At 65.0% G+C, this 18,943-nt stretch carries 14 protein-coding genes and 2 pseudogenes; 9 read left to right on the top strand and 7 right to left on the bottom strand.

Features of this window, described 5'->3' with window-relative positions; translation table 11 throughout:
• Positions 1-11: 11 nt before the first annotated feature.
• The 4 genes and pseudogenes from LEL84_RS03325 to LEL84_RS03310 all read right to left on the bottom strand — a co-directional run bounded on the left by LEL84_RS03325 (position 12) and on the right by LEL84_RS03310 (position 7,491).
• Positions 12-4,184, bottom strand: coding sequence for an RHS repeat-associated core domain-containing protein (locus tag LEL84_RS03325; RefSeq protein ID WP_226513340.1), 4,173 nt, complete (start codon positions 4,182-4,184; stop codon positions 12-14).
• Between the two features lie 1,607 nt (positions 4,185-5,791).
• Positions 5,792-6,457 (bottom strand): annotated as a pseudogene (locus LEL84_RS24880) (putative T7SS-secreted protein); the annotation flags it as partial.
• Entirely contained in the window at positions 6,458-7,102 is a 645-nt protein-coding gene (locus tag LEL84_RS03315; protein ID WP_065630018.1) for a hypothetical protein, read from the bottom strand. It lies immediately after the preceding pseudogene.
• Entirely contained in the window at positions 7,099-7,491 is a 393-nt protein-coding gene (locus tag LEL84_RS03310; protein WP_065630037.1) for an SseB family protein, read from the bottom strand. Before LEL84_RS03310 ends, LEL84_RS03315 begins: the two co-directional genes overlap by 4 nt.
• Before the next feature lie 322 nt (positions 7,492-7,813).
• Between LEL84_RS03310 and LEL84_RS03305 the strand changes: the two genes are divergently transcribed.
• The gene (locus LEL84_RS03305) at positions 7,814-8,188 is read left to right on the top strand and encodes a hypothetical protein (RefSeq protein WP_068971625.1); all 375 of its coding nucleotides are present in this window, start codon (positions 7,814-7,816) and stop codon (positions 8,186-8,188) included.
• A gap of 4 nt (positions 8,189-8,192) precedes the next feature.
• The gene (locus LEL84_RS03300; RefSeq protein WP_226513338.1) at positions 8,193-8,834 is read left to right on the top strand and encodes a DUF3558 domain-containing protein; all 642 of its coding nucleotides are present in this window, start codon (positions 8,193-8,195) and stop codon (positions 8,832-8,834) included.
• Positions 8,835-8,925: 91 nt separating this feature from the next.
• On the opposite strand, the gene LEL84_RS03295 is transcribed toward LEL84_RS03300, so the two are convergent.
• Positions 8,926-10,083 carry a TerD family protein gene (locus tag LEL84_RS03295; protein ID WP_319005270.1) on the bottom strand — a complete coding sequence of 386 codons (1,158 nt, stop codon included), beginning with the start codon at positions 10,081-10,083 and terminating at the stop codon, positions 8,926-8,928.
• A 198-nt stretch (positions 10,084-10,281) separates the two neighbouring features.
• Positions 10,282-10,794 (bottom strand): annotated as a pseudogene (locus tag LEL84_RS24800) (exonuclease domain-containing protein); the annotation flags it as partial.
• A 227-nt stretch (positions 10,795-11,021) separates the two neighbouring features.
• Here LEL84_RS24800 and LEL84_RS03290 point away from each other — a divergent pair.
• The 4 genes from LEL84_RS03290 to LEL84_RS03275 all read left to right on the top strand — a co-directional run bounded on the left by LEL84_RS03290 (position 11,022) and on the right by LEL84_RS03275 (position 14,302).
• Positions 11,022-12,314, top strand: coding sequence for a hypothetical protein (locus tag LEL84_RS03290; RefSeq protein WP_226513337.1), 1,293 nt, complete (start codon positions 11,022-11,024; stop codon positions 12,312-12,314).
• A gap of 9 nt (positions 12,315-12,323) precedes the next feature.
• On the top strand, positions 12,324-12,953 hold the full coding sequence (locus LEL84_RS03285; RefSeq protein WP_226513336.1) for a uracil-DNA glycosylase: 630 nt from the start codon (positions 12,324-12,326) through the stop codon (positions 12,951-12,953).
• Between the two features lie 238 nt (positions 12,954-13,191).
• Positions 13,192-13,623, top strand: a complete 432-nt coding sequence (locus LEL84_RS03280) for a hypothetical protein (protein WP_226513335.1) — start codon at positions 13,192-13,194, stop codon at positions 13,621-13,623.
• A gap of 73 nt (positions 13,624-13,696) precedes the next feature.
• The gene (locus LEL84_RS03275; RefSeq protein ID WP_226513334.1) at positions 13,697-14,302 is read left to right on the top strand and encodes a class I SAM-dependent methyltransferase; all 606 of its coding nucleotides are present in this window, start codon (positions 13,697-13,699) and stop codon (positions 14,300-14,302) included.
• A 58-nt stretch (positions 14,303-14,360) separates the two neighbouring features.
• Here LEL84_RS03275 and LEL84_RS03270 read toward each other — a convergent pair whose 3' ends face one another.
• Positions 14,361-14,852, bottom strand: coding sequence for a nuclear transport factor 2 family protein (locus LEL84_RS03270; protein ID WP_226513333.1), 492 nt, complete (start codon positions 14,850-14,852; stop codon positions 14,361-14,363).
• A gap of 395 nt (positions 14,853-15,247) precedes the next feature.
• On the opposite strand from LEL84_RS03270, the gene LEL84_RS03265 reads away from it, so the two are divergent.
• From LEL84_RS03265 to LEL84_RS03255, 3 genes are all read left to right on the top strand, one after another.
• The gene (locus LEL84_RS03265; protein ID WP_226513332.1) at positions 15,248-16,519 is read left to right on the top strand and encodes a vWA domain-containing protein; all 1,272 of its coding nucleotides are present in this window, start codon (positions 15,248-15,250) and stop codon (positions 16,517-16,519) included.
• A 94-nt stretch (positions 16,520-16,613) separates the two neighbouring features.
• Positions 16,614-18,089 carry an ADP-ribosylglycohydrolase family protein gene (locus LEL84_RS03260; protein WP_226513331.1) on the top strand — a complete coding sequence of 492 codons (1,476 nt, stop codon included), beginning with the start codon at positions 16,614-16,616 and terminating at the stop codon, positions 18,087-18,089.
• Positions 18,090-18,147: 58 nt separating this feature from the next.
• On the top strand, positions 18,148-18,876 hold the full coding sequence (locus LEL84_RS03255; RefSeq protein ID WP_226513330.1) for a T3SS (YopN, CesT) and YbjN peptide-binding chaperone 1: 729 nt from the start codon (positions 18,148-18,150) through the stop codon (positions 18,874-18,876).
• Positions 18,877-18,943: the final 67 nt, after the last annotated feature.

Here is an 18,943-nt window from a genome sequence, read left to right as displayed (position 1 = left end):
ATGAGATCGGTCTATCGAATCCAAGAATTGGGAATCATCATGCCCGGCGTGAAGACTATCTGATTTCCACCGCCGAGAAGCACGCCACCTGCATAGATTTCCTGAGGCGCGACAGCTCCCTCGAAGTACTTCGTGCCAGCCGGAACTTCAATCCTGGTCACAGCTGTGGCTTGATTCATCCACTCCGGGTTCAGTGCGCTATCGATACGAGCCTGCAAAGGGCCGCTCGGTTCAGTCCGAGTCCAGAACTGACCAAGAGGACGTCCGCCTTCTGTGTACGTCCTGTACAACGTCATCGGGCTCGTCGACACTCTTTCTGTATAGCTGCCACCTCGGAATGTTTCGGCCAACCACTTTTCCAGGGGCCCATCTACGTGAGGACCGTATCTCTTGCCCGTTTCATCGCCAGAGCACGGGGTGAGGCCGAGTGGGTCGATAGTGGCGGTCGGGTCGGCGGGATAGGTGTGCGGGTTCGGCGCGGGCGCCAGCCCCAGCGGGTCTGGACTCAGATACCTTCCGGTCCCCGGTTGGTAGTACCGGCAACGGTTGTAGTACAGCCCGCTCTCGGAGTCCGCGTACTGACCGGGAAACGCCCACGGCGTCGACGAGCCCACCCACGTGCTCTCGCCGTATAGCGTTCTTGCCGCATGCCCGGCGACTCCGCCGGTGCGCGGGTCGACGAGTGTTGTTGGTGTTGCGACCTGATCAGTGACGATCGCGAAGAACTCTCGATCGACTTCGTTCTGGGTCCACTCGACCGGCATGGACGGCGCAACTGTAGGTGAGCCGAGGTTGAGGCTCACGTCCGCGTCGGGTGCGCTGTTCCTTGAGCCAGCACCGTCCGTCGCCGTGATCAATTCTGTACTGCGCGTCTGTGCGAGAGGTGTGTACGCATTTGGGGCGAACGTCCAGGTAGTCGCTGTGAAGCTGGCGTCCGGTACATCGGGCGTCGACTCGGTCTGCTCGACCATCTGCTCGCCGTGCCAGTGAAACCGAGTGACTGCCCCGGTTGCCGTGTTGGTCTTGCTGAGGCGTCGCCCGAGGTGATCGTAGGTGTACGTCCACGTCGTCCCATCAGGAGTGGCCACGCTGCGCAGGCGATCGTGAGCGTCCCAGACGTAATGCCACACATCAGGTTTTCGCGACAGACGCCTACGACTCATCGAGGTGAGGCGACCGGCGGGGTCGTAGCGGTACGACGTCCGGCCGTCGTCGACAAGTAGGGTGCCAGAGTATCGCCAACGGGGACCCTTCGAGGCTCGGCTAGCGCCTCGCACCTCAGGGAACGGGGGCTGGCTACCGCCTCGCGCATCAGGCAGTGGGGGCTGGCTGGCGCCTCGCATGCCGGGTGGCGGAAACTGGCCAACGTCTTGCATCTCGGTCGGCGTGGTCCCGGGAAGCGAGCCGCTGATCCCGTAGTTGGTAATGTTTCCGGTCGCGTCGTAGGTCAGCTTCTCCGAACTGGAGACACCGACCGCCGCAGTAATCCGTCCAAGTACATCGACCTCGTAGTCGGTCCGGCCGCGACCAGCGAGCGTCGTCGTCGAAGCGGTCAGGATGCCGTCGGCGCGGTAGGTGTACTCGGCTCGTGCGACGGTGCGCTCCGGTCCCCCGCCGGCCGATCCACCCGAACCGAGGTTCAACGTCGCCGGATTGGCAGAGACCGTCTCAATCGACCGCCCGACGAGCCGTCCGACCGGATCCCACGACGAATCGATGGCCGTGCCCTCGAAGCGTCGACGCTGCTCGCGACCGGACGCGTCGGTGGTGATGTCGCAGGTACGACCCGCCATCGAAATGAAGTCGAGCACGCCACGTGGGTCGTAGCCGTAACGCGTGTGCACTGCGGTCGGCGTCGTCACCGATGCCGAACGGCCCGCGCCCGTCCAACCAGACTCGATCACCCAGTCCGCGGATCCGTCGTTCACGCCGGTCAATAGCGGCATTCCCGCCGCCGTATACGTCGAGTGCCACCGCCCGAACGCGCCGACGACACTCTCCGGCCGCCCGGCGAGGTCGTAGCTGTACTCGGTGACATCCCCGTCGAAGTCGGGGTTGAGCGGGTCGGAACTACGTTCGGCGACAACACGACCGGCCGCGTCGTACTCGAACGCTACAGTCTGCCCGGCCGCGTTCGTCCGCGTAGCGAGCCGTCCGCCCGCGTCGTACGCGTAGGTCGTTGTCGCGTTGTTGAAGTCGACCTCGGACTGCAACGACCCGTCCGCGTTGTACGAGTAACTCCACACCAGACCGTCCGGGTTGGTGACCGCGACGAGTCGGCGGGCGGTGTCGTAGGTGAACGCGGTTCGCGACCCGTCCGCGTCGATCCGCGCGACCGGCAGGTCGTAGTGGCCGTACTCCCAACGCGTGGTCGCGCCGACGGGATCGACGTAGGCGGCGCAATTGCCCTCGCCGTCGTACTCCCACCGCGACTGTCCACCATCGGGAGCGACGAGACTGGTCCGATTCCCCATCGCGTCGTACCCGACGGTGATTCTGGCGCCCTCGGCGTCGACGACCTCGACCGGCCGCCCGAACGCATCAAATCTGATCCGCGTCGTGTTGCCGAGCATGTCGACGATCTCGGTGGGGAGTCCGGCCGCGTTGTTGCGGTAGCGAACCATCACGCCGTCGGGGTCCGTGAGCGACGTCAGTGCGCCGTGTTCGTCGTAGGTGTGCGACGTGACCGCGCCGGCGTTGTCGGTCACCGTCAGCGGACTTCCATTGTCGGTGTAAGCGATTCGCGTGGTGACCGGACCCGGTTCGACGATTCGGTCCGGCCGTCCTGGACCCGCGTAACTCACTTCCGTCGCTGCACCGTCGGGTCCGACGATTCGCTCGACATCACCGAAAGCGTTGTAGTGCAGCCGTGTCGAGAGTCCATCTGCACCGGTGAGCACCATCGGTTGCCGACTGTCGTTGTAGTCGGTCCGGGTGATCCGACCCAGCGCGTCGATTTCCTGCCGCACCCGATTGTCTGCATCGATGCCGTACAGCGTCGTCGCGCCGACGGCGTCGGTGTAGGTCGTTATCGACCCGGGGCCCGCCGTCCGGAGCTGGTAGTCGAACCGCCCGGACCACACTCCGTTCATGCCGGATTGAATGGTCACACGGCCGAGGTCGTCGTACCGGTTCCAGTACTCCATCCCGATCGAGTCGCGCCACCAGGTCATCCGCCCGGCGTCGTCGTAGCCGAAACGCGTTGTCGCACCGACGGCGTTGGTCGACGCGGCTAGATGGCCGCGGTGATAGGTGAATGTGCACAGTTGCTGGTTGGCCGGAACGCCGTTCACCCCGGCAACCAAGCGGTAGCCGAGGATCCGAGCGCTGTCGCACTGCACCTCTATGCGGTAACCGGCGGAATGCTCTACCGCAGAGGGTCTTCCGTGCTCGTCGAACACGAAGCGGATGCGGTTGTGATGACGGTCGGTCATCGCGGAGACTGCGATGCTCCCGGCCGTGACGTCGACGCCGTCCAGTTCTGGGATCGGGATGAAGAACCAGCTGACGAGCGTGCGGACATGGGTCAGCTGGTACCCGTCCGTCGCTGTTGCTCGCAGTTCCCAGTCGGTGTCGTTCACGCTTCGCGACACGGAGTCATCTTGCGGCTTCGGGAAATTCGTCATCGTGCCGTCGGCGTCGACGATGGTCACCAGGTCGTCGCCGACGATGGCGCGGGCGTCGAACGTCGACGGCGTGGTCGGCCCGAGCCACCGTCCCCAGCGGTATCGCGAGCGATGTCGGTGGGTGAGCCGCAGCGGTGAGACGCCCGGGAGGTCGACATCGGTCAGCGGAAGGAAGTACTCGCCTGTTGCGACGTTGACCGGCTCGCCGTTGCTCCGACACTGCTCAGGCGCCTCATTGCCCTCGCTGGTGTCGGCGCGATCCGTCGAGCCCGCGTCGGTGCGTTCGGGGTGGGCGGGGTCGATCGGTTCGCCGGTGTCGTTGTCCGGGGCGGAGTTATCGACGTCTGGGTTGTCGCCGTCAGGTCGATTACCTGGGGCGGGGTCGCGCGGCGATGACGGTGCATCGGGACTCGCCGGACGTGGGCTGGCCGGCGACGGGCGTTCCGGTGTGAACGGGCGGTCGGGAACCACCGTCGGCGGGATCGGACGGTCGTCGGGTCCGGTGCGCGGCGGGTTGGGTGTTGTGTCCGGCGTGTTCCGCACGGTGGGTTCGGGCACGTGATGGGTGTTCGACGGAACCGGACGGCCGCGGTCCAGGTCGCGCGGTGTAGTCGACTCCGGTGTGGTGCGCGCGGGCGGCGTGCGGTCCGGGGTGTGATCGGGTGCGCGCGGAGGCGTCGCAGGAGCATCCGCACGCGCCGGGGCGACGGGACCAGCCGACGTCGGAGCGGGTTTCGATTGCGCGGGATCGGGTGTGGCATGTGGCGTCGAAACCGGGTGGTGGCCGGCGACCGGCCCGACGGGTCCGGTTGCGGGCGTGTCGGTGTGCTCAGGTGTGCGCGTTGGGGTTTCGACGACGTCTGGTCGAGTTGTCGGCGCGTCGGGATGGATCGAGGCCGGCGTGGGGTGCGGGCCAGGTGCGTCTGAGTCGGGGCGCGTGTGAGGTGTTGTGGGACTTGCTGGTTCGTCGGCTTTGGGTGGGTGCCCGCCGATCGGCTCGTCGTGCCGGGTTGGGGTCCGGTCGACAACGGGCTCGTCGGGCTTGGGCGCCGACGGTTCATGGTGCGTCGGGTTCGTGCGCCATCGCGGTCGACGGCGTTGTGTCCGGGAGTTGACTGGCCGGGTGAATGGTCGGCACCAGGTGCGGCTGCGGGAGTGGTGGTGTCGCCACGGTTGGGTCCGGGCGGGTCGTCGTCACCCAGTTTTCGTGGTCCAGATGGGTTGTCCGCGGGTCCCGGCGTCGGAGATCCCGGTTCGTCGGAAACGGGAGAGGGAGCGGGCTCAGGTTTCGGAGCGGGAGCCGGGGTCTCAGGATCGGGTGTGTGCGGGCCGGGCCCGTCGACAGGCCCGCCGGCGACGGGCTGGTCCGGCGACGCTGCGTCAGGGCGTGCTGCAGGCGGTTCAGGCGCTCCCCCGCTGGGCGGAGTGTCGACGGCGCCCGGGGAAGGTGTGCCGGCGTCGGGGGTGGGCGCCGGATTCGGTGAGCCGGCGGGCGCCGGTGGTTCGTGGGCCGGGGCGTCCGGCGCGGGACCGTCAGCTCTGGGGACCGGAGGCGCGTTGTGGTCGACAGCGATGTCGGGACCTTGTCGTCCAGGTAGGTCGGCACTGGGGCTGGCGCCAGGCGTGTCTGGCGACGATCCGTGTGGCGCGGGCGTCGGGTGTGGTGACGCGGGCGGGGCGCCTGGGTGACGTGGTGTCGGGTTGATGTGTGGAGTTGGTGGCGTCGACGGGATGTTGCGACCGGCCTTCATGAAGCCGGTCAACATACCGCCGCCCTTTGGACCCGGGGCAATCATCATGGCCGTGTTGCCGATGACATTGCCGAGTGCCTGGGACGGATCGGTCGACCATCCGGATCCGGCGAAGTTCCGGACGAACTCGTCGGGATGGGCGACCTGGTGCACGATCCCGGTGACCATGGTCGCCGAGTTTCGCATGTAGTTGTGGGGATTCGCGATGTTGTACGGGTTCTGCGGGAGCATCGTGTTCAGCCCCCTCACCACCTCGGTGACCGACCCGATGAGACCTGCCTCGAAGTGTGTGAAGCCCGTGAACGCGGCAGTCCCGACGTCGCTGGCGGTCATGCGCGCCTGATCGAACGCGGACGGCATCGGCGGCGCCATATTCGCGGCGTCGCTCAGTTCGGCCTTGACGCCCGGGGCCGACGAGTTGCGGTGGTCGCGGCCGACTTTGAGGACTCGCTCGGCCTCGGCCTTGTATCCGGGCCAGGGGTCGGGTCCGGGATGGGTGGGCGGGGTGTCGCGTCGATCGTTCTTGTAGTCGTCGAGTTCGTCGTTGTAGATGTTGGCCTTGGTGACCCATTCGTCCCGTTTGCGCTCGCCCTCTTCCCAGATGCGCACGGCCTCGGCGGCTTTCTGCTGCGCAAAGGTAACGACGCCGGCCCAACCTGTGAGTGCTGCAGCGGCTTTGGCTGCGGCGTCGCCGGCGGCGAACCATGGTGGAACCTGGCGGCCGATCGCATCGGCAAACTCTTGTGCGCCGTCGCCCGACCAGTCGTCCACCGAAATGGCGCGCAGGCCCTCGCCGGCGGTGACGAAGTTCCCGGCGAAACCCGTGAACTTCTCAGCGAGCGAGGTGATTCCGGCCGGATCACCAAGAATCAGCTCCCTGGGGTCTTTGGTCTCGTCCAGATTCTTTTCGTCGGGCATGGCGCCCAGCGAGTTGGCGACGTCGTCACCGAAGTCTTCGACGTTGGTGGCGATGCTGTCGAGGCCGATGGCGCGCAAACCGCCGCCGAGGAGCTCCGTGGCGCCGTCGATGAGTCCGCCGACGACCTCCTTGCCGCCTTCGAGGGCGTCGAACAGCCCCACTTACTTCGTCTCCGGCGTGCCGGCTGGTTCGCTCTCGGCGGTGCTCGGTGAGTCGGCGGTGAACCCGTCACGCTCGAAGCCGTCGATCGTGTCGGTTACGAGCGATGACGGATCGACCTGGTGGCGTGCGATGGTCTCGAGGTCCTCGACCACCGTCCCTCGGAGTTGTTCACCGAGCTCCTGGTGTTTCCGTATCTCTTCCGGCGTCAGGGCCCACTGCGGATCGGTGATGGCGTTCTTGTTGTGCTCCCACAGATCGCCCCACGACATTCCTTTGATCTCGTCTGGGGTGAGGCTCGGGTCGCCGAACACGTCCATCGCATAGTTCTTGAGCTGGTCGCCCGCCCATTTCTCTTCACGCTCGTAATGGCTGGCACCGAGCCCGAGTCCTCTCGACAACTCAGCGGCCCCGGTCACCAAGGCTCGAACACCCCACTCCCAGCGGTCGCAGTACTCCTCGAGTCCGCTCTTCGGGTCGGCATGTCCGATAGTTCCGCCGTCGAGGTCGAGGTCCCCGTATCCGCGACCGAGCGCCGCGCTGTAGTCCGATCCGACGCCGGTGTCGGCGAGTCCGTCGATCACGCCGTTGATCCCGGCGCTGGCCTTGTCGAGGGCCGAGGGCTCAACGTGCAGGTTTTCAGTCATCGGACTACCCTGCCCTCGTCGTCGTAGTAGCAGTGCGGTGTCAGCTCGCGGGATGGCGGGAACGTCATCGTCGACGGCGTCGCGGGATCGACGACGAGGCCGGTGGGTTCGGGGGCTTGGTCGAGGACTCGGTCGATCAGCGCATGACCGGGAACGTCGAGGTAGCGGACCTCGTCCAGGTCGCGGTCGGTGAGCTCGGCGAAGTCGCGCAGGCGTTCCGGCGTCGTGAACGCCAGCATCCACGGGATACCGGCCTCCACCAGCGTGAACAGGCGTCCGTGGAGGTCCAGAGGAACAGCGAGGGTGGCATCGCGGAGGGCATCGTAGAGCCGAGGTGGATCGCCGAAACCGGACAAATACGCCCGCACCTCATCGACATATGTCGTCATCACCGGACTCCCCCGCAGTCATCACCGTGTGCCGGTAGATGCTAGATCATGAAGCAGGAGTTCTCGCGGTGGTCTCCACAGGACGGCTGAACTTGTATTCGCGGTGACGCCGGGTTGAGTACCGTCCGATCTCTGTCCGCGAAGACTCGGGAATCTCGTTTCTGCTTCTAAGTCCCTATGTTGGGTGTAACCAGAATCCGCCACTACGCACTTGTCGCGAGTTCGTCCACAACTCGGCGGCCCCCGCCACAATGACCCCGCGTCGTACTAGTCTGTTCGACGAGTCGGCCCCAGCACGGGTCCGTCACCGGGAGGGGGACCCATGAGCACGCCATTCGCCGACGACTCTCTGCTGCCCCAGGCCGTCCCGGAAATGCCCGTCAGCCCGCACGGTCGAGGAACTGTACTGCGATCAGAGCGTGCTGACTGGGAGCGTCGCGCCGCTGTGGCTCGGGACACGCAGGAGGCGATGGCAGCCGCTCACACCCTGTTGGTCGGCGTGGCTGAATCGAATTACTTCGGTGATTGCGTCGAAGGAGAACGGTTCTATGGGTTGCTGGTGACTGCAGTCGCATCACTCGCTGACCAGTGCAAGCGACAAGCTACGCTCGCTCGGGCTCTCCGCGAGCAATGCCAAGTCGCAGGTCAGAGGATCGACGAAATCGATGCGCAAAGCGCTGCCGAGCTGAAGGCGTAAATGTATGAACCGGAGTGTTCGTATCTTGCCGATCGCCTTCGCGCTCGGCGCCTGCCTCGCGGGGTGTACGACCCCTGGGCTACCTCAATCGGAATCGATTTCCTCTCAAGTGCAGTCGACGTCGACTCCCGCGGTCAGGCAGACCGACGACGCTGGTAGAGTTCTGCCCTTCGAAACGGAGTTTCCCAACCGCTGGAGCATCAACAATGACGGGTCACCCTACGAGCCCTGTACTCAGGTTTCGAGTGAAACGCTGCGTCAGTTCGGTCTAGTTGCAGATTCTGCAGATGACGTCGCCGGGTCCGACTTCCAGACGGCGAGAGGATGCCGATGGAAGTACGGCGACGACGACATGTCCTTCGTTGCACAGTTCGTGGGTAACATCATTCATCCCGCCGAAGGGTTGACGGGGCACAAGAAGTTGAATCAGGCAGGCAAGACCTGGTTCCCAGATACTTCCCTGAACGGGCGACGAGTCCTTGTGAGTTCGATCGGGGCCGGAGCTTGCTCGGTCTACATACAGTCGGGTAGTGCGGTAGTAGTAACTACGGTTAGCAGGTTCGATCTGGAACCGCCTCCTACACAGGCCTTATGCGAAGTCGCTACAGACTTCCTAAGCGCAACGGTGAACCAGATTCCGCGCTAGCGGCCCTGGTGTTCAGAGCCTGGGCGCGAGTGGTCGCTCTGGCGGCAGTCCGAACTCGTGCGCACACTGGCATCGCCCTTCTCCATTACTGTCACGCCTCAACCTCCACCCCGTGTCGTATTGCGAACTCGGCGAGGCCGTCGTCGTAGCCCTGGCCGACTGCGCGAAAACGCCACAGGCCATTTCGTCGATAGATCTCCGCGATGATCATCGATCGTTCAGTCGTCGCGGCGTCTAAAACCGCTGTTGCGAAGGTGAATTCGGCTGCGTCAACCGTCACTGAGATAGCGCCGACATCCCCGAAGGTTGCGTCGCCGTCGATTGCGGCACCAATCGTGATTCGCTCGATCTCTTCTGGAGCCGCGGCGAGGTCGATGCTGACGCCTTGCTCGCGGTCACCGTCGATCGAAAGTCGTGCGACACCATCTGGACTGGCCGGCTGGTTGTAGAAGATGAACTCGTCGTCTGACGGGACTCTCCCGTCACCCGCCAACTCGAATGCGACAACATCGACTTCGGGGTCGTTGGACGGGTCGCTCTTCGCAGATGTCCACGCAACGTTGACCGTGAATCTATCCATCCCCTTCGGAATGTCGACGACGGCACCAGCGGGCAACGACGTTGGCGCGGGCGTCGTTTCCGCGGTGCCGTCATCGACGCGCTTCGGTTCAGTTACAGCTGGTTCGCTGGCGTCCGCGACACTCGAGACATGATGGGCCTCAAGGACCGGGAGACCCCGATCACGGGCTTTCGCAAAGCGTCCATCGGCTTCTCCTCCGCTCAGCACAAGAACATGTGTGACTGCAGCAGTCAAGTTGATGGCAGGCACCGCACCAAGCTGGACAAGGCGTGCCCGCACCGCCGTCGCGTCGCTGTGGAGTCCTCCCAGCACGAGAACCCGTCGACCGGACCATGGCAGTGAACTCGACGCCCGTCGCGGGGGTGTTTCGCGAGTCCGGGCCGGCGAAGGAATGACCTCTATCACCGGAACCGATTTCAGTGTGCCGGGCACGACGCGCTCGGCCAACGAGATCGCAGTCGCTTCATCAACCAATGGGATTCCCAGTTCTTGCGCGCGCTGCAACTTGCGGCTGTCCGGTGCCCCGGGATTGGCGACTAGCAACCCCGTCTTGCCGCTCACCGCGTTCATCACGTCCAATCCTGCATCGGCCAGACGGCGAGCCAGCTCGAGGCGAGGCGCATGCGTCGATCCCGTGATCACGACTTTGGTGCCCTGGATCAGTCCCACAGCCGAGTCATAACGGCCGGGGTCGGTCCACGGACAAGGCACTCTGGTGACCTTGTCTGGATACGCGCGAGTCGCAGCACCGCACGCGACGACGGGCAGTGGCAATCCCAAAGTGCTCGCAAGGCCGGTACTCCGTCGAAACACCTCTAGCAAGGTCCGCACGTCATCGCCGGCGTCGTGGGCGGCTCGTTGTGGGACCGACCAGTGTTGAGCAAGTGTCGAGAGTTTGGCGTTGGGGACGTCCAATTGGAGCCGCCGCGTCAAGGTGATGGTGCACAAACGATGAGTGATCGGGAGAGTAACCCCTGCTCGTCGCGCCTCCTCGACGAGGAAGCCGTGGTCGAAGACCGCGTTGTGCGCAACCAGCGTCCGGCCTTCGAGCAGTTCACGTAGGTGCTCCACTGCAGAGTCAAAGGTCGGCGAACCGTTGAGACGCTCGCGCGTAAGGCGATGGATGTGAACGGGACCCGGATCGCACCCGGGGTTGAACAACGACGAGTACTCGCCGACAACGTGTCCGTCTGTGTCCAACGCGATCGCGGCCAAACCGAGTACACGGTGCTGACGCGAACTCAATCCGGACGTCTCGACGTCGACAAGCGTCCAACCTCGCCCTACAGATGACACAGCAACCCCGCATTCGACAGCTCGACTGGTGCATCCGGAAGGCGGATCCTCGGCCAGCGTACGGGCCCTGGGCGCAAGGTGCATCCGGACAACTCGGTCACTGTAGCGGTTGGCCAACCGACAGGAGGCAAACCGTGGGTTCGAACCACAAGTTCGGCACAGAACTCGATTCGTCTGCGGGCCTACTGCTTCCGCGACCTGGTGACGGGTGTCAATCCAACACGCGAGGCGTTGTAGTCCGTTCGGACCAACCGCGACGGTGTCGGACCTGTCCGATACATTCGGTGCGTTCCCACGCAGATGGAGGTCCGATGTCCAACGAGCTCGTTCAGGTACCTGTGTGGACGCTGGCCACAGATGAGGCGGACATCCCCGCTGTTCTGAGCGACACAGCGCTGACTCCTGATCGACTCGCGGGGCTTCGTCGTGCCCTCGCTGAGTTCAGCGAAACGCCCCTGACGACGTTGGAGGCACATACGGCACCCGAGTCGCTCGATCGGTCGAAGGGTATACACCTGCACGGCGTGAGTCCTTTGGCGCAGCAGTTGTCTCAGCTGGTGAAGAGTACGCCCAAGGTCGTTACGGACGGCGGTGAAACGCTGTACCGCATGGTCCTGCCGACCAAGGTTGCGGCACAGGTTGCTGGCGGCATGGTCAAGCCGATGGCGTCGTCGACCGTCGCGGGCGGCGTGCACAGCGCGCTCACGAATGGGTCCAAGATCGCCGCGCAAGCATCCTTCGTACCTGTCACTGCGGGAAAGGCCGCCGCGGCGGGTGCCGCGACAGGCTCGGCGACGACGGCGGGAGTTGCCGCCGCCGGCGCCGGTGCACTGACCGTCGCCGCTCCCCTGGTCTTGATGGCTGTAGCTGTGGGTGTGAGCGCTTACGCCGACCAGCAGCGCCAAAAGACCCTCGAACGGATCACTGAACTACTCGAGAAGCTTGTCGCCGACAATCTAGAGTCCGAGCGGCACGCGTTGGAGGCCTGCCGGGGTGCTATCCAGAAGGCGACCTCGATCGTGCTCGACGAAGGGCGCATCGGAGTGACCCTGGGACTGGACTCCGCGGTGTTCGCGATCGAAAACGCCGTGTCGAAAGCCAGGTCCCGAATCGAAAAGTGGGAGAAAGCGTTACAAGCGTTCGACACTGACAAGGTCGAACTGAACCACCTCGCGAAGGCGATCCCAGGTGTTGAGGCCGCAGACAGCGAGTTCTACGTCCACGTCGAGCTCGCCCAGCTCGCCATCGCGATGAAGCGGCGTGTCATCGTGCTCCAGGCTGTCGAGCACGCGCAGCTGTCGGAAGGAAACCCGTTCGAACGCTTCGCTGCGATGCTGCACAAGGAGCAGCACGACATCGAGGCACTCGATCGCCGCCTGGATGGCGTTCTCCTCCGCCTGTCAGCGCTGCAACTTGACCGGTCTCACGGCATCCGCGACATCATGTTCTCCTCCGGCGAGGTGGACAAACTGCTGAACACAACGCGTCGACTGCGCGATCTCGGGCAGCCGGTGCAGATTGCCGGACGGCAGTCGGAGGTCACCATCGACATGGTCCAGGAGAAGGACGGTTCGGTGATCGTCTTTCCTGCGATCGCCTCGTAGGGGTCAACGATGGGGCCGGTGAACGGACGCAACGCGGACCCCAACGTGGTCGCGGCGAAGATGGTGCGGATTCGGGAACCCCACGTAGCGCCACTCAACGAACTCGCCGATCGGGTAGCCGACACCGAAGGCCTACGTCGAGGTGAGGTGCCCTACGTCGACCCCGACACCGGCGGTGTGAACGCTCGCATGCTCGTCCTGCTGGACAACCCGTCGACCAAGGCCGAATCGACCAGCGGCTCCGGTCTCTTGAGTCTGGACAACGACGACCAGACAGCGCGGAACTGCCGCGAGGCGTATGCCCGCCACGGAGTCGACTGGGGTGATGTCGTTCACTGGAACGTGGTGCCGTTCCCGGTTGCCGGTGTGAAGAACGGTGGATCGACCCCGGCGGAGCGGGCGCGCGGGGCCCGTTGGACCCGGGAAGTGGTGGATCTGCTCCCGAAGCTTGAGATCGTCCTGCTTCTCGGTGGTTCCGCCCGCGATGGTTGGCGTCGTGCATCCATCACGCGCGCCGGCATCTACGTGCCGGCAGGCAAGATTCCGCACTGTTCGATGCGTGGATTGAATACCGCAGGCGGGCGCGAGAGGTTTGAAGGCGCGATAGCCGACGTATCGACGAGACTGATGCCGGCCTGAGCACCCACCTGAAACGGATGGGGACTGCGTTGACGTTCTGCCACCGGCGTGCAGTCGCAGCTTCGGGACGCCACGTGGTTCCGACCAGCGTGGGCCAATGCGCTGTGCAGCAGGATCTCTCGCTGCCGTTGAACCGCCCTATTGTCATCGCATGACGACTGACACGGATGGTGCCCAACGAGTGTTGCGAACACGCTCCGCGTCCGCACCGTCCACGGTGTGGCTAGCCACCGGACTGATGATCACCGGAGCGAGCATCCAGCTCATCGGCATGTTCCACGCGCTCTCGTTGGTCGACGCAGTTAGGGAAGAAGCACGTCTGCGGCAGTCCGTTCGCCTCAGTGACGGATCGACCTATCGGAGCTCTGACGCACTAGATGTCGCGAGCGAGACCGGAACCAACGTCGCGACCGGTTTGATCGTCGCGTCCTGCATCGCACTTGCCGGACTCTGGCTACTGCTTGCGTACGCCAACCTGCGCGGTTTCCGCTGGGCACGCGTGGCGGCCACCGCCATCGGCGCGGTAGGCATCGTCTCCGGGATCACGTCCGTAGCAACCTATGACAGGTCAGTGACCAGCACGCTCGACGTCCTGCTGTTGGTCATCGAAGTCGCCGTACTGAGTCTCCTTTGGCACCCGCGTTCAGCGCCCCACTTCCGCCAGAAGTGACCTGACAGTCGGCCAACGCCCCGCTGCGTTTCGGCTCGGTCGATGATTCCGGCGCGTTTGGCAGAATGCGGGCATGGTCGAACAGAGCATCTGGATGCAGAAGTCCGCCGCGGATCCCAACCACTCCAGCTGGTACGTAGAACGCTTCCGCACCCTGGCGCGCGAGGGTAACGACCTGGTCGGCGAGGCTCGGCTCATCGACGCGATGGCGTCGCGCGGGTCTCGCATCCTCGACGCCGGGTGTGGCCCGGGGCGCGTAGGCGGGTATCTCGCCGAGGTCGGACACGATGTCGTCGGCGTCGACGTCGACCCGGTCCTCATTCAGGCCGCGGAAGAAGACCATCCGGGCCCGCGCTGGCTGGTGAACGATCTCGCCGAACTCGACCTCCCCGCCCGCGGCATCGACGAACCGTTCGACCTCATCGTCTCGGCCGGCAACGTGATGGCGTTCCTCGCGCCGAGCACCCGTGTCACCGTCCTCGAGCGGTTGCGCGCACATCTGCGCGACGACGGCCGCGCAGTGATCGGGTTCGGCGCCGGCCGGGACTACGCGTTCGACGAGTTCCTCGAGAACGCAGCCACCGCCGGCTTCGCTCAGGACCTGCTCCTAGAGTCTTGGGACGTCCGCCCGTTCACCGACAAGTCGGAGTTCCTCGTGGCGGTCTTGCGGCCCGCATAGAGGCCACCTGGTTGGCATCTGTAATGCCAACCGTCAAGAGCCATGAGCGACACCCGAATCAGTCGTCCGCGGTCGCGAACGTCCCCTCAGTGATCTCGACGTCAGGCGACAGCGGCTGCCGCATCCGCCAGCGTTCAGTCAGCTTCGACACGGCGATCTTCCACTCGCCGTCTTCGACGACGTACTCGTCGTCGTACTCCCCCACCATGACCGTCTCGGTCCGGTCGAGCAGGTTGACCTGTCGAAAACGCAACGACCACCGCCCCGTCGCAGTCGTCTCGCTGGTGAGGGTGATGTCCGGATGCATGCCGTGGTGCATGTCGAGGATGGCGAACCGGTCGTCGACCTTGTGCAGTGCGACCTGCCGAAAGATGTCCGTCAGGGCGTCGGCATCGTCGAAGGTGCCCATTGGCCCGTAGTCGATACGCGCGCCGGCGCGGACGAAGCAGCCGCGAAAAGCGGCCGCGTCTTTGGCATCTGACGCTCGCCAGTAGCGGTACTTGAGTCGCTCGATCGCAGCGACGTGATCATGCTCCGAATCAGTCGTCATTGTTATCCGTTCTCAGCTGCACAGGCCCCGCCGGCGGTCCGCTCGGGCGTCAGGGGCAGCGTATGTCCGATCGCACCAACCTCATGCGTATTCGCGGACACCGACCGGGCTGGTCTCCGAAAGGCAGCGCTCGCCCCGAGGATTCGGGACGCTACCGCGAGTTGGGGACGTTGGCCCCGCGGACGCCAGCACCGTCCGGCGTCATCCGCAGCTGCAAGGTTGACCAGAATTGTCAGTGGTCGATGCGATCATCTGGGAGTCATGAGGGGTTCTCGCCCCGGGTCTGCGTTCGTCGTCAACCGCCTTACGCCGTCGCGCTCCCTCACCACGAGCAGCGTCGTCGCCTAGGGCTTGGATGACAGCACGATCGAGGCGGGTTGGAGGAAGGAAGACGGATGAAACTCTCTGCTGCGCTCGATGTCGAGGTCGTCGCCCACGAAGCCGCCGACGAGGTGACCGTGCTGCTCGAACTGCAGGCACCGGCCGGTCCCGTCACGGACCGAACACCCACAGCGTTCCAGGTCGTGCTCGACCGGAGCGGGTCGATGTCCGGCGCTCCCCTCGCCGGCGCTCAAAAGGCTCTCGCGAGCGTGGTCACCCAACTCGACCCGACCGATGTATTCGGGCTGGTCACCTTCGACGACGCGGCCGACGTCGTGGTCCCCGCCGGGCCTCTGACAGACAAGCAGCGCGCGACCGATGCCGTTGCTCGCATCGACGCCGGGGGTCTCACCGACCTGTCATCCGGCTACCTACGAGCTCTGCAGGAGCTGCGACGCGGAACGACCGCGGCAGGTATCCGAGGCGGGACCGTGCTGATCGTCAGCGATGGTCACGTGAATCAAGGGATCCAAGACGTCGACGCCCTCGCCGGCGTCACGGCGAAAGCCGCCGCTGACGGCATCGTCACCTCGACGCTCGGTTACGGCCGCGGGTACGACGAGACGCTGCTGTCCGCGATGGCGAAGGCCGGCAATGGGAATCACATCTTCGCCGACGACCCGGATGCTGCTGGGGCGGCAATCGCTGGCGAGGTGGACGGATTGCTGGCGAAGTCGGCTCAGGCCGTCACCCTGACCGTGCGTTTCGTGCCGCAGGTGCAGAAGCTGGCCCTGTACAACGACCTCCCAGTCCACCAGACCTCCGAACGCGAGCTGATGATCGAGCTCGGTGACCTGCACGCGCTAGAGCGGCGAAAGCTGTTGCTGCAGATGAATGTCGATGGACTGGCTGCGCTTGGGGTCACTCAGGTCGCCGATCTGGAGTTGCGCTACGTGGAGACGGCCACGCTCACCGAGCACACGGTCACGCTGCCCATCTCGGTCAACGTGGTGCCGGGCGATGAGCTGGGTGATCGGATACCCGATCCGAAGGTGCAGTCCGAGAAGCTCTACCAAGAAGGTCAGGCCGAGAAGCTCCGGGCGTCGCAGGCCTTCGAGCGTGGTGACATCGAAGGTGGCGAGTCGGCGCTGGGTGTCGCTCGGGCGCGCCTGACGGAGGCCGCCTCATTCTGCCCGCCCGAGGACCGCGAGGCCATCGATGGGGAGGTTGGCGCGCTTGACGCGCTCGCTGCCGATGTCCGTACGACAGGTGCCGGTTACGTGTCCAAGGCGACCCGCGACTCGTATCATCTCGCCAACCGGAAGCGTGGTCGGCGCCGGGACTGAGCTCGTCCTCGATGACACTGTCCCCAGGTTCTGCCCTCAACGCCGACGAACCACCGCGTCGAGCGCGACCGAACTCTTCACCAGGAGGAACGATATGCACCTCAACACCGCCCAACTCGACCGCGCCGCAGGTGTTCTCCTCGGGACAGCCGGTGGTGATGCGCTCGGCGTTCCGTACGAGTTCGAGTCCCGCGTCCTGCGCGGCGACGAGGCGCCCCAGATGCTCGGCGGAGGTCTAGGCGACTTCGCTCCCGGCGAATGGAGTGACGACACGTCCATGGCGATGACGATCGCCGACGTCGCGGCGACCGGTGCCGACCTCACCACGGACGAGGCGCTCGACGCCATCGCCGACAACTTCCTGCGCTGGTTCGACGGCGGCCCGGCCGACATCGGCATCCAGACCCGCGCTGTTCTCAGCGCGACAAGGCGTCGGCTCAGCCGCGGTGGATTCGGCGCGGGCGCGATCATGCGCGAGGAGGCGAATGCCTACGCCGAGCAGCATCCGCACTCGGCCGGCAACGGTGCGTTGATGAGAACCGCACCCGTCGCGCTCGCGCACCTCGACGATCGGGACTCCCTCGCTGACGCCGCGCGGCTGGTGGCCGGACTCACCCACGCCGATCCCCTCGCCGGTGATTCGTGTGTCTTGTGGTGCGAGGCGATCCGGGTGGCGGTTCTGGACGGCAGGTTCGACGTCCGCGCCGGACTCGACCTAATACCCGACGAGAGAGTCGACCAGTGGTCGGCATGGCTTGACGCCGCTGCGTCTGAGCCTCCGAAGTCGTTCTCGCCGAATGGGTTCACCGTCACTGCGCTCCAGGCAACAGTTTCGGCTATCTTGCAGACCCCGATCCCCGACGCGATGCCATGCCGTCATCTGCAAAGCGCACTCGACACCGCAATCCGGATCGGCAACGACACCGACACGGTGGCAGCGATCGCCGGCGGTCTGCTCGGTGCTCGATGGGGTGCGAGTGCCGTCCCCTGGTTCTGGCGTCGCGCCGTACACGGCTGGCCGGAACGCGACGGACGACCCAGCGACTCGCACGACCTGATCGCGCTGGCAGACCTGGCAGTGCGGGGTGGCGAGCCGGATGACAAGGGCTGGCCGCTGGTCGACGATGTTCCGTACTCCGAGCACGCATTCACCGACGCAGTCCCCCACCCGTTCGACGACGGGGTGCTGCTCGGAACGCACGCGACTATCGACCATGGTGCCGACGCGGTCGTGTCGATGTGCCGGGTCGGGCGGCGCCAGGCGTGTTTCGGGAAGGCGACTGAGTTCGTCGCGTCACGGCTCATGGACTCGGGTGATGCCGCCGAGAACCCCAACCTCGAGTTCGTCCTCGCGGACACGGCGGACGCCGTCCGTGGGTTGCGTGCCGAGGGCAAAACGGTGTTGCTCCACTGCGTCGCCGGACACCAGCCGACGCCGAGCGTTGCGGTCGAGTATGGCGTGATGCTCGGACACTCGGTCGAGACGGTGCGTGCTGCGGTGCTTGAGGCTATGCCTGGTGCACGCGGAGGTGGGGTTGTCTGGGCGGCAGCGGGTGAGCCTCGGCCATGAGGACGGATACGTGGGCGCCACTGGTGCCTGGCGAGATACACGAGAGAGAGGGTCTGTGATGTCCGGAGGAACATTATCCGCGGCTGATCTGCGGATATGGATAAGTGCGGCGCTCGAACCGGTGGTCGGTCATGAGGCGGTTACCGACGATGACGGTGACTTCCCGATCCGGTTCGAGACGGGTCTGGTATTCATCCGCGCAGTAGAGAACGAGCGGTCGATACATCTGTTCTCGACCCTGGTGGAGGACGTGGTCAAGACCGACTACGCGGCGTTTGTGGTCCAGACCCTCAACCGAAACAATCTGCAGCTCAAGTTCTTTCTGGTCGGAGATACGATTCGTGTTCGCGCAGTCTTGTATGCGGACCCGCCGATCGAATCGCATCTTGTGCGATGCCTTGCCGAGTTCGAAGCAGTGATGGGCGACGGCGCCGACATCGCGCACGACGTAGGCGGTCGTTTCGCCTGGGATGCTGCCTCGCCGAACTCCGATGATGACGACGAGTTGCCCACACCCGTCAAGATCTTGATCCAGCTCGACAGTAACGGCAACGAAACCTTGTCACCCGAGGACGTCGCACGGATCTGTCATCACGACACCGACGAGATCCTCGAGTACATCCGGACGGTCGAAGAGCAGATGATCAACTGGCGAAACCGGGCAGACAACGCGGCGTCGGAGGGCGACGGAGAGGAAGCCGAGGCGTGCTTGCACGAAGCGCGCGGCTGGGAGAAGACCGCGTCCGATCTGCGCGGGGCGCTGCGATACGTCGCGCTCGGATCGTGAGATCCATTGCCGCCCCGACTGTTGTGTCGGCCGCTACTCGCCGGCATAGCCGAGTCGCCAGGTCAGG

This window comes from Gordonia sp. WA4-43 (assembly GCF_020520305.1).
Lineage (GTDB): Bacteria > Actinomycetota > Actinomycetes > Mycobacteriales > Mycobacteriaceae > Gordonia > Gordonia hongkongensis.
This window is presented reverse-complemented; position numbering and strand designations above follow the sequence as displayed.